This window comes from Acidovorax bellezanensis (assembly GCF_025421555.1).
Classification (GTDB): domain Bacteria; phylum Pseudomonadota; class Gammaproteobacteria; order Burkholderiales; family Burkholderiaceae_C; genus Comamonas; species Comamonas bellezanensis.
Map to the genome: position 1 here is coordinate 493,404 of NZ_JAODYH010000001.1, position 14,928 is coordinate 508,331.

Consider the following 14,928-nt stretch of genomic DNA (forward strand, 5'->3'; position numbering starts at 1 on the left):
GATGCGCCCCGCCCCCTGCTCCAGCGGCCTTGCGCCGCTTTATTCGAGAATCTTGTGATGAACACGCCTGAACATTCGCAGCTGGGCAAGACCTCTGCGTACATCGACCAATACGACGCCAGTCTGCTGTTTCCCCTGCCCCGCGCCACCAAGCGCGCCGAACTGGGCCTGGGCGCCACGCCGCCCTTTTTTGGCGCCGACCTCTGGACCGCGTTCGAGCTGTCCTGGCTGAACCTGCGCGGCAAGCCGCAAGTGGCACTGGCCCACATCACCGTGCCCTGCGAGACGCCGCAGCTCATAGAGAGCAAGTCTTTCAAGCTCTATCTCAACAGCTTCAACAACAGCCGCTTTGCCGATGCCAGCGAAGTCCAGGCAAGGCTGCGCGCCGACCTGAGCGAAGCCGTCTGGCGCGGCAGCGAGCAGTCAGGCACCGTGGGCGTGCAAATCCTGCTGCCCGAAATGTTCGACCGCCAGCAGGTGCATGAATTCGACGGCATCAACCTGGATCGGCTGGATGTGGAGTGCACGCACTACGCGCCCGCGCCCGAACTGCTGCGCGCCGACGCCAGCCAGCCCACGGTGACGGAGACGCTGACCAGCAACCTGCTCAAGAGCAATTGCCTGGTCACCGGCCAACCCGACTGGGGCAGCGTGCAGATCCGCTACACCGGCGCGAAAATCGACGAGGAAGGCCTGCTGCAATACCTGGTGAGCTTTCGCAACCACAACGAATTCCACGAGCAGTGCGTGGAGCGCATCTTCATGGACATCTGGCGCCGCTGCGAGCCGCTGAAGCTGTCGGTCTATGCGCGCTACACGCGCCGCGGCGGCCTGGACATCAACCCCCTGCGCACCAGCCACGCCCAGGCCCTGCCGGCCAACGTCCGCAACGCAAGGCAATGAATAGGGCCCCCACGCTTACTCGCTTCGCGTAGCTGCGCTGGGGGGCGAGAGCCCCCCAGATACTTTCTTGTCTTGGGACCGGCCCATGCCGCGTCAGCGGCTCAGGGGGTGCTTCACTTCAATCCAGATTGAACACCGCCACCGAGCGGCGCAGCATCTGCGCGCGGCTGCCCAGCGAAGCCGCGGACTCGGCCGATTGCTCCACCATGGCGGCGTTCTGCTGCGTCACCGCATCGAGCTGGGCCACGGCCACATTGACCTGGCTGATGCCCAGCGACTGCTCGCGCGTGGCAATGCTGATCTGGTGCACCAGGCTGCCCACGCGGTCCACGGCCGTGACCATGCCCTGGATGGTGTCGCCGGCCTGGGCCATGCGCGCATTGCCGTCATTGATGCCGTCCACGGTGCTGTTGATCAGCATGCCGATTTCCTTGGCCGAGGCCGCGCTGCGCTGTGCCAGGGCGCGCACTTCGCCCGCCACCACGGCAAAGCCACGGCCCTGCTCGCCCGCGCGCGCGGCTTCCACGGCCGCGTTCAGCGCCAGCAGATTGGTCTGGAACGCAATGCTTTCGATTACGCCAATGATTTCGCGCATGCGCGTGGACGAGCCACGGATGCGTTCCATGGCCGCGCCCACTTCCTGGATGGCGGCGCCGCTGCGGCTGGCCACCTGGGTGCTTTGCTCGCTCTCGCCAGCCATGCGCTGGGCGGTGTCCGCCGTCTGGCTCACCGTGCCCGACAGCTCCTCCATCGACGCCGCGGTCTGCTGCAGGCTCGTGGCCTGGGATTCGGTGCGCCCGGCGAGGTCGGCACTGCCCTGGGCGATCTCCTGCGATGTCTGGGCAAAGCCTTCGACATCGCGCAAGACATCGCCCAGCACGGCGCGCAGATTGATCTGGATTTGCTGCATGCGGCGCAGCATGGTGCCCATGGCCCCGGCGTAGCGGTCGTCCGGCGCGGTCGTGAGGTTGCAACCCGCGAGATCGGAAGCAAAGCGCCCGGCGGCCTCGAGCCCGGCCGCGCAACGCATATGAAAGCGCCACACCACCCAGCCTATGCCCAGCGCCAGCACGGCCGCGCGCACGCCCCAGGCCAGCGGGCCGGTCCAGCCCAGCACATCGGGCAGCAAGGCCAGCACGGCCACCACCGCCAGCATCAGCGCCAGCCTGGCCGTCAGCCCCAGGTCCTGCCCCAGATGGCCCAGCCCTCGCCAGCCGAGGTGGCGCACTTCACCGCCGCGCAGACGCAGCGTGGCCTGGCCCGATGCGGCTTCGGCGCGCATGCGCGCGTAAAGGGCTTCGGCCTCCTGCACGGCGGCCGCGCCAGGCTTGGTGCGCACCGACATATAGCCGCGCGGCTTGCCGTTTTCCATGATGGGCGTGACGTTGGCGCAGACCCAGTAATGGTCGCCATTCTTGCGCCGGTTCTTGACCAGGCCCGTCCAGGGGTAGCCGTGGGCGATGGTGCGCCACATGTCCTTGAAAGCCGCCTCGGGCATGTCGGGATGGCGCACCAGGTTGTGCGGCTGGCCCATCAATTCGTCATAGGAATAACCGCTGACGCGCGCGAACGCCGGGTTGCAATGGGTAATTTCGCCCTTGGTATTGGTCGTGGAGACCAATAGCTCACCGTCAGGAAAATCATGGTTTTTGTGGGTGACGGGCAAGTTGACACGCATGCACTGAGCTCCTGGCAATCGCTTTTTATCGGTATGACTTGCGGGCACTGCAATGGCCCGCAAATACAGCTTGTTACAGCATAACCCTCAATCATCGCACAAGGAATTTTCCGACCCACCACAGCAACTCAGTAGAAGGATCGGCTACTGCCGCCGATGCCGTTCAGAGCTACCGCGCCCTGCGTACCTGCTTGATCTGGTACATGGCGGCATCCGCGGCTTGCAGCGCCTGCGCGGCACTGTGGGTGCCAGGAGCCACGCCCAGCACGCCCACACTCGCGCCCGGGTAGTGCAACAGCAGCGGACCCAGCTGGTAGTCGCCTAGCGTCGCCTGGTAGACCCGCTGCTGGAAGGCCTGCCGGGCCTCGGGCAGCAGGTCGAGCCGCTCCGGCCCCAAGGCGATGACCACAAACTCATCCCCGCCCAGGCGGGCCGCCAGGTCCTCGGCGCGCAGCAGACCGCACAAACGCGCGGCCAGGGCGATCAGGAACTGGTCGCCCACATCATGGCCGTGGCGGTCGTTGATGGCCTTGAAGCCATCCAGATCGACAAACGCCACCAGCACCGAATCCCCGCGCCGCGCCCCCTGCTCCAGCAAGCGCGTCAGGGCTGGCAGCAGTGCACGGCGGTTGGCCAGCCCCGTCAGAGAATCCGTGGTGGCATAGCTGGCCAGCCGGGTATTGACCTCGATCAGGTTCTCCAGCAGTTGCTCGCGCTCGACGTGCTGTGCAATCAAGGTGGCGAACAGCGACAGGATATGCCGGGCCTGTTCCGGCAGCGCGTGCCGCTCGGAACTGGCAGCGCACAAGGTGCCGTACAAGGCGCCATCGGTCAGGCGCACCGGCGTGCTCAGATAGGTCTGGATCTGCAAGGCGCGCGCCGCGTCGGAATCGCCCCAGCGCAGATCCACATCGTTGGAGAACGACTGTTGCTCATCCAGGGCCCGCTTGCACAGCGTATCGCCCCAGGGCACGGACAGCCCTTCGGGAATCTGCATCTGGCTGACATTGCGCGCATACAGCACATGCTGGATGTTGTGCGCCAAGTCGATGGTCGTCAGGTAGGTGGACTCCATTCCGGTGACCGAAGCCAGCATTTCCAGCAGTGGCCGCGACAAATCTTCCAGGGTCTTGGCCGTCGTGACAGTCACGGACAGGTGATCGAGTAAAGGCTCCATGCCCCATTATTGTCTTGCAGCCGACACTGCTGCGCGAAAAATCCGTAGACCCGGGGCGGCCATACCGGGCGGCTAGAACAGGTTGATCTGGCTGGATTCCGGCGGGGCGGCAACCAGGTCGGCCTGGTCCAGGGCGCTGCGCGCAATCAAGGCGTCCACCTTGACGCCCAGCAGCCGCAGCGGCCTGGCCAGCGGCGCGCGCTTGAGCGCCAGGCCTGCCGCACGCCGGATCGCGGCCGCCGTGTCGACGGGTGCGGCCAGGGTGTGATTGCGCGTCGCGGTCTTGAACTGGTCGTCACGGATCTTGATGCTGACCGTGCGCCCGGCATAGCCTTTGCGCTGCAAGTCCGCCGCCAGCTGCTCGCACAGGCGCGTGAAGATGGCCCCCAGGACTTCCTTGTCATGGACTGCGTGCAAGTCGCGCTCGAACGTGGTCTCGCGGCTCATGGACACCGGCTCGCTGCTGGTTTCCAGCGGCCTGTCGTCGCGCCCCCAGGCAGCGTCGTGCAGCCAGGCGCCGTAGCTCTGCCCGAAGCGATCGACCAAAAAGTCCCGCGACCGGGCCGCCAGGTCGCCGATGGTGTGAATGCCCAGTTCGCTCAGCTTCAGGTCGCTCTTGGGGCCCACGCCGTTGATCTTGCGGCAGGGCAAGGGCCAGATCATGGACTGCAGATCCTGCTCATGAACGATGGAGATGCCGTTGGGCTTGTTGAACTCGCTGGCCATCTTGGCCAGCAGCTTGTTGGGCGCCACGCCGACGGAGCAGGTCAAGCCCGTGGCCTCATGGATGCTCTTCTGGATCAGCCGGGCCAGCACCCGCCCGCTTTGGCGCTGCCCGCCGGGAACGTCCGTGAAGTCGATGTAGACCTCGTCCACACCACGGTCCTGCATCTGGGGAGCGATTTCCAGGATGACTTCCTTGAACATGCGCGAGTACCGGCGCACTTCCTCGAAGTCCACAGGCAGCACGATGGCCTGGGGGCACAGCCGTGCGGCCTTCATCATGCCCATGGCCGAACCCACGCCAAACTGGCGCGCCGCATAGGTCGCGGTGGTGATCACCCCGCGTCCCGTGTAATCCTTGAGCAGCGGAAAAGCCTCGGCGGGAATATCGGCCAGGGGCTGGCCCGCGAAGCGCCGCGCCAGCGCGTCATCGGGTGCGCGGCGCCCGCCGCCAATCACCAGCGGCAGGCCCTTGAGCTGGGGGTAGCGCAGCAACGCGACCGACGCAAAGAACGCGTCCATGTCGAGATGGGCAATGCGGCGCGGCAGGGGCGATTCGGCGGAAGCGGTCACACCGAGATTGTGCGTGCAGGAGCGCGCCGATGCCGGCGCGCCGTCAATACTCCAGCGTCACCAAGACCAATCCGATGAGCATCAGCAGCATGCCGATTTTTTCCGGCCAGCTCAGCGGCTCGCTGAGCACGCGGCGCGACACCAGGTAGCTGAACACCACTTCGACCATGCCCAGCGTGCGCACCTGGGCCGCGCCCTGCATGGCATAGGCGCTGAACCAGGCCATGGATGCGGCAGCGCCCATGCTGCCCGCGATCAGCGACACCCGCCAGGCGCGCCACACCGGCGCCAGGCCACCCGGATGGCGCCAGGCCACCCAGCCACCGAGCACGATGGACTGCAGGGTCTGCGCCAGCACCACGCCCCAGGCGCCGTTGATCCACGGCACGGATTCGCCCAGCGCCAGCGCGCCGCCACGAAAGCCGATGGCCGCCACCGCGAAGAAGGCACCGCAGGCCAGGCCGTAAAGCGCCGAGCGACTGAACCAGGCGGACAGCGACCAGCGCTTGTCGCGCGAAGGCAGCGACAGCACCAGCACGCCCACGGTGGCGGTCACCATGGCCACCACGGACAGCGCCGTCGGCAGCTCGTGCAGGAACACGGTGGCGAACAAGGCCACCTGCAGCACTTCGGTCTTGGACAGCGTCACCGCCACGGCGAAATTGCGCTCCCGCATGGCCAGCAGCAGCATGGCCGTGCCCCCCACCTGGAACAGCGCGCCGAGTGCAATCCAGCCCAGATAAACCAGACTGAACTGCGGCAGCGCGCGCGGGGTCAGCCAGTACAGCAACCCAAGCCACAGCAGCGCGAACGGCAGGCCGTAGAGAAACCGCACCATGGTCGCCGGCAAGGTGCCAATGGCTTGGGTCAGGGAACGCTGGGCCGCATTGCGCGCGGTCTGGGCCAGGGCCGCAAACAGCACGAGAGGCACCCACAGCCAGGTCGAATCAATCAGGGAAGAGGTCATGCATCAGACAACAGAAATCGGGGTGGACACCCCCTGTGCCGAGCATAGTGCCCCGCGCTGGCGCGCGTCAGCGCTTTTGGCGAGGCAGGCCGCAGCGATCAACGATTGCTGCGGCGGCGCTCCTGGGCGCTCAGGCCGAAGGGAATGACAAGGGGTAGCTGCCCGGCAGCAGGATGGAGTGATCGACCTGATCGATGTGCGTGCGGCCGCAGAACGCCATGGTGGTGTCGAGCTCGCGCTGGATCAGCTCCAGCGCGCGTGTCACGCCGGCCTGGCCGTAGGCGCCCAGGCCGTAGAGAAAGCTGCGACCGATCAAGGTGCCTTGCGCGCCCAGCGCACGCGCCTTGAGCACGTCCTGGCCGCTGCGGATGCCGCCGTCCATCCAGACTTCGATGTTCTTGCCCACGGCCTCCACGATGGATGGCAGGGCCGCGATCGACGAAGGCGCGCCGTCGAGCTGGCGGCCGCCATGGTTGCTCACGACCAGCGCGTCGGCGCCGCTGTCCACGGCCAGGCGCGCGTCTTCGGCATCCATGATGCCCTTGAGAATGATCTTGCCGCCCCAGCGCTTCTTGATCCATTCGACGTCACCCCAGTTGAGCTGGGGATCGAACTGCTCGGCCGTCCACGACGACAGCGAGGACAGGTCGGTCACGCCCTTGGCATGGCCCACGATGTTGCCGAAAGTGCGCCGCTTCGTGCCCAGCATGCCCAGGCACCAGTGCGGCTTGGTCGCGAGATTGATCAGGTTCTTGAGCGTCGGCCGGGGTGGCGTCGACAGGCCGTTCTTGATGTCCTTGTGGCGCTGGCCCAGGATCTGCAGATCGAGCGTGATCTGCAGCGCCGAGCAGTTCGCGGCCTTGGCGCGGTCGATCAGGTTCTCTATGTATTCGCGGTCACGCATCACATACAGCTGGAACCAGAACGGGTGGCGGTCCGTGGCCTGGGCCACGTCCTCGAGCGAGCAGATGCTCATGGTCGACAGCGTGAACGGAATGCCGAAAGCCTTGGCCGCGCGCGCGCCCAGGATTTCGCCGTCGGCATGCTGCATGCCCGTGAGGCCCGTGGGCGCAATCGCCACCGGCATGGCCACGTCCTGGCCCAGCATGGTGGTGCGCGTGCTGCGGCCGCTGAGGTTCACGGCCACGCGCTGGCGCAGCTTGATGCCCCGGAAGTCGTCTTCATTGGCGCGGTAGGTGCCCTGGGTGTAGGAGCCCGAATCCGCATAGTCGTAGAACATGCGCGGCACGCGGCGTTCGGCGACGGCGCGCAGGTCTTCGATGCAGGTAATTTTGGAGAGATCGGATGCCACTGTATGCCCTTTTCTGAACAGGCTGCATCGTAAGCCGCGCGGACCGCGCTGTGTACGTCGCCGCGTTGAAAGCATTTTGTCGGGCGTGAAAATTTGTTCAGCCTGACCGGCTTCAGCGCACCCCGGCACCCCGCACTTCATAGGTCACGCTGTCGAGCAACTGCCCCTTGGCATCGCGCAGCTCCATGCGGTGGCGGCCGGGCCAGGGCAGACCGGCCCAGTGCAGGCCGCGACCCACTTCCTTGCCGTCGAGCAGCCAGCGCAGCGCGCGCGCGTCGCCCGTGGCCAGCCGCGCGGCGAACTGCAGGCGCTGTCTATCGGGTGGAATGTCCGGGTCCAGCGCCACGATTGTGCCGGAGGCAGGGCGCAGAATTCGCGCCTGGACAGGCTCCGCGGCCGGCACGGCGCCCGTCTGCACCGCGCCCTGCTCCAAGGCAAAAAGCTCCTGCTGCGTTCCCGGCAAAAACCACTCGCTGCGCGTGCTCGCCAGCGGCTGGCCCGTGGCCGGATCGGCGCCATAGCGCACGGCAGCGCGCAGCAGCGCCGGCCGCTGGGCGGTGGCGGCCGGTGGCTGGGGTGCGCGGCTGGGGCGCCGGGCATGCAACAGGGCCATGAGCTCGGCCCAGATGGGCGCAGCGCCACTGCTGCCGCTGACGCCATGCATGGCGGCGCCGCCCGCGTTGCCGACCCAGACACCGACGGTGTAATCCTGCGACCAGCCCACGGCCCAGTTGTCGCGCATGTCCTTGCTGGTGCCGGTCTTGACGGCCGTCCAGAAACGCGTGGCCAGCAGGCTGTCGGTGCCGAACGTGGGTGCGCGTGCATTGCCGTCGGACAGGATGTCGCCGACGATGAAGGCCGCGCGCGGATCGAGCACCGGCGTGCAAGCCCCCGTGGGCCGCGCCGCTGCCAGCCGGCCCGCGGCTACCGGCCGCCAGCAGCCGCCATTGGCCAGCGCGCGGTAGGCATTGGTCAGCTGCAGCAAAGGCACTTCGGCGCTGCCCAGCGCCAGGCTGTAGCCGTAGTAGCCGCCGCTTTCGCGCAGCGGCATGCCCAGGGCGCGCAACTGCGCGAAAAAGGCATCGGGCGAGACCATGGCCAGCGTGCGCACCGCGGGCACATTGAGCGAGGCGGCCAGCGCCGTGCGCACCGACACCCAGCCCTTGAAACGCCGGTCGTAGTTTTGCGGGATGTAGAGGCCGCCCGGCGTGGAAATGTGGGCCGACGAATCTTCGATCAGCGAAGCCGCCGTGAGCCGCCGTTCGGCCAGCGCCTGGGCATAGAGAAAGGGCTTGAGCGTGGAGCCCGGCTGGCGCAGGGCCAGCACGCCGTCGACTTCGCCGGCCTGGCTCAAGGCGCCCGAAGAGCCTACCCAGGCCAGCACTTCGCCCGTGGCGTTGTCCAGCACCAGCGCCGCGCCGTCTTCCACATTGCGCCCTTGCAGTTCGCGCAAATGCTGCTGCAGGCTGCGCATGGCCTCACGCTGCAGCGGCGCGCTGAGCGTGCTGCGCAGTTGCGCCGGCAGCTCGCCAGCGGGCGCGACCTGCTCGGCCAGCACCCGGCGCGCGAAATGCGGCGCCCAGCCTTCGGAGGCCGGCCAGCGCCGCTGCTGCAGGCTGCTTTCGGTGAACAGCTGCAGCGCCTCGCAGTCGACAGATTGCGCCTGTTGCTCCAGCAGCGCGCAGGCCCGCCGCGCCACGCGCGCGGGCGTCGCATTGGGCGCGCGCACCAGCACCGCCGCCACGGCCGCTTCGCGCGCGTCCAGGCCGTGGGCGGCCTTGCCGAACAGCGTGCGCGCCAGCGCATCTATGCCCACCAGCTCGCCACGAAACGGCACCAGGTTCAGATAGGCTTCGAGGATCTGGTCCTTGCGCCAGCGGCGGTCCAGCACCTGGGCGACCACGGTCTGGCCCAGCTTTTGCACCACGTTGCGCCCACCGGGTCCGCGGCGCCAGTCGCCGTCGACCAGGCCCGCGAGCTGCATGCTGATGGTGCTCGCGCCGCGCGTGCGCTGGTGCCACAGCCGGCCCCAGGCGGCCGACGAAACCGCGGCCCAGTCCACGCCGCTGTGTTCGTAGAAGCGCTGGTCTTCGCTGAGCAGCAGGGCCGTGCGCAGCGCCGGGGAAATGTCCTGCAACGCGACCCACTCGCCACGGCGCACGCTGGCATCGGTGCGCAGGCGCTGCAGCACTTCACCTTCGCGCGACAGCAGCAGGGTTTCGGACGGGCGGTGCGCGCTGCGCACTTCCTCGAAAGTCGGCAAGGCCCAGGCGGCCGAGCAAGCGGCGCCCCACAACAGCGCTGCGCGCATTGCATTGGGCCACCACGAATTGCGAAAAATCAGCATGCGCAGTTGTACCCCAGAACGGGCTGCGCGCGGACCTTCAGCCCAGGGTCAAAGCCACGGGCTGGTGGTCGGATGCCTGGGTGTTGCTGTCCGTCTGCCAGTCGCGCACCCGCGTGCTCAGGCTGTCGCTGACCAGCATGAAATCGCAGGCCACGGGTTCGGGCCCGTAGCTGCGGTCGAATAGCTTGAAAGTCGACGGCTGCGGCGTATCCGGATGCAGCAGATGCCAGCTGTCATGCCACTGGCCCGGCTGCAGCGCGCCCTCTTCGCCCATGGCCCAGGGCGCCGTCAGCGCCCCGTACTCGGGCTCATGGCGTTCGAAGTTGAAGTCGCCGCACAGCACGGCATGCGGCGTATGCGCCTTGGTCTGGAACGGCGAGCCATCGCGGCTGTCCTGGGGCCTGGCGTCGACCTGGGCGCAGGCCCCCAGGTGCAGGCTGCGCAGCGCCTGGGCCTGGGCCATGCGCTGGCGTTTGGAGTAGTACTCGAGGTGGGTGGTCATGACGCGCACCGCGCCCAAGCGCGCGTCCATCACCGTGACCACGGTGCACATGCGGGGCATGCTGCGCACGCCCGCGTCGGCCGGGTACGGCAAGGGGTAATGCTGGACCTGCAAGGCCGGCAGGCGGGTCGCGATCAGATTGCCAAAGCGCTGGCGCCCGGCCGTGGTGAACTCGTCGACGGCCGCGCCGAAAAACAGCTGCCAGCCTGGCAACAGGTCCTGCAGCTGCGTCAGCTGGTCGCCGGGGCCGCCTTGCAGACCGGGGTAGTTGACGGCGATTTCCTGCAGGCACAGCACGTCGGCATCGACCAGATCACGCGCGCGCTCGATGATGCGTTGCGGGCTGACCAGACCGTCCAGGCCACAGCACCACTGGGTATTCCAGGTGAGGATGTTCATGCCTGTATTACACCCCCAGGACGGTGCCATTTCAAGCCAGTCAACGCCGCCATTTCAGCCGCCGCACCCACCGGATCTACTTGATGCCCGCGCGCATGAAGCTTTGCACGAACTGGCGCTGGAACAGCAGGAAAGCGATCAGCAGCGGGGCCGAAGTCATCAGCGTCGCGGCAGTGATGGTCGACCATTCCACGCCCTGCTCCACCGAGGAAAACACCTGCAAGCCCACGGTGAGCGGGCGTGACTCCACGCTGTTGGTGATGATCAGCGGCCACAGGAAGTTGTTCCAGTGAAAGCTGATCGAGACCAGGGCGAAGGCCGTGTACACCGGCCTGGCCAGCGGCACATAGACGCGCCACAGGGTTTGCAGGGCCGTGGCACCTTCGACGCGCGCGGCTTCGTCGAGCTCCTTGGGAATGCCCATGAAAGTCTGGCGCAGCAAGAAGATGGCAAAGGCCGACGCGAAGTACGGCAGGCCTATGGCCAGCAGGCTGTCGACCAGACCCAGCCGGGCCATGGTCTGGTAGTTCTCCACCAGCAGGATGTCCGGCATGATCATCAACTGCACCAGCACCAGCGCGAAGGCCACGTTCTTGCCGCGGAATTCGTAGCGTGCAAACGCATAGGCGGCCAGCGTGCTGAGCACCATCTGCGCGGCCAGGATCATGCCCACCAGCAGCGTGGTGTTGAGAAAGTAGCGCGCGAACGGCGCGGCCTGCCAGGCATGGCGGAAGTTCTCCAGCGTCCAGGGCGCGGTGAGATCGAAGCGCGTGGAAAATTCGGCCGGATGGAAGGCCGTCCAGACCGCATAGACCAGCGGCAGTATCCACAGCAGCGCCAGCAGCCAGGCGGCGGCCGTGTCCAGCCACGACACGCTGTACAGCGCCGGGCCCTGGGCGCGCGCGCGCTGCCTGGACGAGGATTCTTGGGCGGCACTCATTGGTAATGCACTTTCTTGTCCAGCACGAAGAACTGCAGCAGCGCGACGCTGGCCAGCACCACCACCAGCACCACGGTGATGGCCGCGGCATAGCCGCTGTCCCAGAACTTGAAGCCGACTTCGTAGAGGTGGTAGAGCAGCAGGCTGGTGGCGTTGTCCGGGCCGCCGCGCGTCAGAATGAACACATGGTCGACCAGCCGGAAAGCATTGACCACGGCATTGACCAGCACGAACAGCGTGGTCGGCATCAACAGCGGCCACTGCACGCGCCGGAAGTAGTACCAGCGCGACGCACCTTCGATCGCCGCCGCCTCCTTGAGACTGGGGTTGAGCGTCTGCAGCGCCGCCAGATAGAAAATCATGAAGAAGCCGGCCTCCTTCCACACCGCGACCAGCGTGATGCAGGCCAGGGCCGTGGCCGGGTCACCGAGCCAGTTGTGCGACGGCAAACCCAGGGCGCCGGTGATCTGCTCCAGCAAACCGTATTGCGGCGTATAGAAGAACAGCCAGATGTTGGCCACGGCGATCATCGGCAGCACCGTGGGCGTGAAATAGGCCATGCGCAGAAAGGCACGGCCGTGCATGCGCTCGTTGACCCACAGCGCCATGCCCAGCGCCAGGCCAATGGACAGCGGAATGGTGGCGCCGGCGAACCACAGGTTGTTGCGCACCGCCTGCCAGAACACCGGGTCGTCTGCCATCACCTGGTAGTTTTCCAGCCCGACCCACTGGCCGGGCCGGCTGCCGCGCGGCGTGGAGAAGAAGCTGTCGATCAGCGTGGCCAGGGCCGGCCAATGCGTGAACGACACCAGCAGCACCAGGGCCGGCAGCAGCAGGAGCCAGGCATGCAGCGCGTGTTGACTGATGGCTGCGCGCGGCGCAGCGGCGCCCCGCGCAGCGGCGCCCGACGCCATGTTCATTCCCGCGGCCATGGTCTTACTGGTAGCTGCGCAGCAGGCGATCGGCTTCGCGCTGGGCATCCTTCAAGGCCTGGGTCGAAGTCTTGCTGCCATTGAGCGTGGCCTGGACGGCGTCGTTGAGCAGCTTGGTCACGCGCTGGTTGTCGTGGGTCGAGAACTCGGCCACCGACACCGGCAGCTGGTCACGCGCCACCAGGGCCGGGGGGAACTCCTGGCCGTACTTCTTGAGCACCGGCGTTTCGTAGGCCGCGGGCGACACGGCCACATAGCCCGTGTCCATGCTCCACTGGGCCGCGCGCTCGGGCTGGGTCACCCATTGGATGAACTCGAAAGCCGCCTGCTGCTGGGCCGCGGGCGCCTTCTTGAAAATGTAGAAATTGCCGCCGCCCGTGGGCGAGCCCTTGCGCAGGTTGCCGGCGATCTGGCCCACGCCGAAATCGAACTTGGCGTTGGCCTTGAGGTTGGTCAGATTGCCCGTGGTGGTGACGATGATGGCCGCCTTCTTCTCCAGGAAATCCTTGGGCGTCGTACCCCACTCGACCACGCCGCTGGGGTGCACGCCCTGGCGCGTCAGATTGACCCAGTAGTCCAGTGCCTCGATCACCTTGGGATGGTCGAACGTGACCTTGGTGCCGGAGTCGTTGGCCAGCAGCACGCCATTGGGCGTGGTCAGCGTCTGCAGCATCCAGTAGGCAAAACCGGTGGACGGGATCTGGATGCCGTACTGCGTGACCTTGCCGCTGGCGTCCTTGATGGTCAGCTTCTGCGCCGCTTCACTGAGTTCTTTCCAGGTCTGGGGCGCGCGGTTCGGATCCAGGCCGGCCTGCTTGAACAAGTCCTTGTTGTAGTACATCACCACGGTGGAGCGCTGGAAAGGCACGCCCCAGGTCTTGCCGCCCGACTGGCTGTTGGCCATGAAGGCCGGGTAGAAGCCCTTGAGCCAGGCCTTGTCGGCGTCGGTCTTGACGAACTGATCTATGGGCGCGATCGCGTCCTCATCGATCAGCGTGAACATGTCGGTCGACAGCAGCACCGAGGTGGCGGGCGGCTTGCCCGACTTGTGCGCGGTGAGCGCCTTGACGATGGTTTCCTGGTAGGTGCCCGCGTAGATCGGCGTGACCTTGATATGCGGGTGGGTCTTCATGAACTCCGCCGCAAAGCCATCGATGGTCTTGGCGATGGCGCCGCCCACGGCGACCGGATAGTAGAACGGCACTTCCACCTGCGCCTGGGCGTGGGCAGAGCCCAGAACGCCGAAAGTGCCGGCCAGGGCCAAGGAGGTGAGAAAAGTCTTGCGTTGCATGTCGACTCCAGAGAGAGAAAATCCGATCAACAGCCAGGCGTTGGCAGTGCCGCCGCTGTGGCCAAAATCCGGGGGATTGGGTTCAGTCGGCCAGTGCGCCCAGGCGCAGGCCGTCGCTACCGAAGAAGTGCGTATCCGCGGCCTGCCAGTGCAGGCGCACATGCGCGCCCGTCGCCACCTGCTGCGGGCCGGGGGCACGCACCGTGAGCACTTCGCGGCCCACCTGGCAGCGCAGCACCAGGTCGGCGCCCAGGTATTCCTGGCCGACCACTTCGGCCGGCACGGACGGGCCTTCGGCGCTGCTCTGCAGCACCGCTATGGCTTCGGGGCGCAAGCCCATGGTCCGTGCTCCGCCGCCGCCCACGGCGACGCTGCTGCCGGCAATCCGGCCGTCTTCGAGGGCGATCAGATTCATGGCCGGCGTGCCTATGAAGCGCGCAGCAAAACGGCTCGCCGGGCGCGCATACATGTCGCGCGGCGTGGCGCACTGCTCGACCTGGCCCTGGTGCAGCAAGACCACTTGATCGGCCATGCTCATGGCCTCGGCCTGGTCGTGCGTCACATAGACCACCGTGAGGCCCAGGCGCTGCTGCAATTCGCGCAGCTCGCTGCGCATTTCCTGGCGCAGCTGAGCGTCCAGGTTGGAAAGGGGTTCGTCCATCAGGCAGACCTTGGCCTGCGCCACCAGGGCCCGGCCCAGGGCCACTCGCTGCTGCTGCCCGCCCGACAACTGGCCCGGCCGGCGGTCCAGCAAACCCGTCAGACCCAGCAGCTCGGCGGACTCGGCCAGGCGCCGCGCAGCTTCCGCCGCCGGCACCTTGCGCACCGACAGGCCAAAGCCTATGTTCTCCGCCACCGTGAGGTGCGGAAACAGCGCGTAGTTCTGGAACACCATGGCAATGCCGCGCTGCGCGGGCGGCAGATGGGTCACGTCGCGCCCGTCAATGCGCACGCTGCCGACGCTGGCCGTTTCCAGGCCCGCGATGATGCGCAGCGTGGTCGATTTTCCGCAGCCCGAAGGCCCGAGCAGCACGCAGAAAGTTGCCGGTTCAATGCGCAGATGGATGGCGCGCAGCGCCGTCGTTGCACCCCAGGACTTTGCGACACCGTCGAGTTCGATCAAGGACATGGCCCAAGTCTAGGCAGGTCATGTGACGGATGGATGTCAATTTTCTAGGTGCTTG

General features: G+C 66.8%; 12 protein-coding genes. 1 reads left to right on the forward strand and 11 read right to left on the reverse strand.

What is annotated here, in order from left to right; all coding sequences use genetic code 11:
* Positions 1 to 57 precede the first annotated feature (57 nt).
* Positions 58 to 903, forward strand: coding sequence for an NADPH-dependent 7-cyano-7-deazaguanine reductase QueF (queF, locus tag N0K08_RS02250; protein WP_261498361.1), 846 nt, complete (start codon positions 58 to 60; stop codon positions 901 to 903).
* 118 nt (positions 904 to 1,021) lie between these two features.
* Here queF and N0K08_RS02255 read toward each other — a convergent pair whose 3' ends face one another.
* The 11 genes from N0K08_RS02255 to N0K08_RS02305 all read right to left on the reverse strand — a co-directional run bounded on the left by N0K08_RS02255 (position 1,022) and on the right by N0K08_RS02305 (position 14,873).
* Positions 1,022 to 2,581: a methyl-accepting chemotaxis protein gene (locus N0K08_RS02255; RefSeq protein ID WP_261498362.1), complete on the reverse strand. Its 1,560-nt coding sequence runs from the start codon at positions 2,579 to 2,581 to the stop codon at positions 1,022 to 1,024.
* Positions 2,582 to 2,750: 169 nt separating this feature from the next.
* Entirely contained in the window at positions 2,751 to 3,758 is a 1,008-nt protein-coding gene (locus tag N0K08_RS02260) for a sensor domain-containing diguanylate cyclase (RefSeq protein WP_261498363.1), read from the reverse strand.
* Between the two features lie 72 nt (positions 3,759 to 3,830).
* Positions 3,831 to 5,003, reverse strand: coding sequence for a Y-family DNA polymerase (locus N0K08_RS02265; protein ID WP_261498474.1), 1,173 nt, complete (start codon positions 5,001 to 5,003; stop codon positions 3,831 to 3,833).
* A gap of 94 nt (positions 5,004 to 5,097) precedes the next feature.
* The gene (locus N0K08_RS02270) at positions 5,098 to 6,021 is read right to left on the reverse strand and encodes a DMT family transporter (protein ID WP_261498364.1); all 924 of its coding nucleotides are present in this window, start codon (positions 6,019 to 6,021) and stop codon (positions 5,098 to 5,100) included.
* A 130-nt stretch (positions 6,022 to 6,151) separates the two neighbouring features.
* Complete coding sequence (locus N0K08_RS02275; protein WP_261498365.1) at positions 6,152 to 7,333, reverse strand: alpha-hydroxy acid oxidase; 1,182 nt, start codon at positions 7,331 to 7,333, stop codon at positions 6,152 to 6,154.
* A gap of 112 nt (positions 7,334 to 7,445) precedes the next feature.
* Positions 7,446 to 9,644, reverse strand: coding sequence for a penicillin-binding protein 1C (gene pbpC / locus N0K08_RS02280; protein ID WP_261498475.1), 2,199 nt, complete (start codon positions 9,642 to 9,644; stop codon positions 7,446 to 7,448).
* Between the two features lie 73 nt (positions 9,645 to 9,717).
* Entirely contained in the window at positions 9,718 to 10,581 is an 864-nt protein-coding gene (locus N0K08_RS02285; RefSeq protein ID WP_261498366.1) for an endonuclease/exonuclease/phosphatase family protein, read from the reverse strand.
* Between the two features lie 76 nt (positions 10,582 to 10,657).
* Complete coding sequence (locus tag N0K08_RS02290; RefSeq protein ID WP_261498367.1) at positions 10,658 to 11,521, reverse strand: carbohydrate ABC transporter permease; 864 nt, start codon at positions 11,519 to 11,521, stop codon at positions 10,658 to 10,660.
* Complete coding sequence (locus N0K08_RS02295; RefSeq protein WP_261498476.1) at positions 11,518 to 12,435, reverse strand: carbohydrate ABC transporter permease; 918 nt, start codon at positions 12,433 to 12,435, stop codon at positions 11,518 to 11,520. Before N0K08_RS02295 ends, N0K08_RS02290 begins: the two co-directional genes overlap by 4 nt.
* Before the next feature lie 22 nt (positions 12,436 to 12,457).
* Positions 12,458 to 13,744: an ABC transporter substrate-binding protein gene (locus N0K08_RS02300; protein WP_261498368.1), complete on the reverse strand. Its 1,287-nt coding sequence runs from the start codon at positions 13,742 to 13,744 to the stop codon at positions 12,458 to 12,460.
* Positions 13,745 to 13,826: 82 nt separating this feature from the next.
* The gene (locus N0K08_RS02305; protein ID WP_261498369.1) at positions 13,827 to 14,873 is read right to left on the reverse strand and encodes an ABC transporter ATP-binding protein; all 1,047 of its coding nucleotides are present in this window, start codon (positions 14,871 to 14,873) and stop codon (positions 13,827 to 13,829) included.
* Positions 14,874 to 14,928 lie beyond the last annotated feature (55 nt).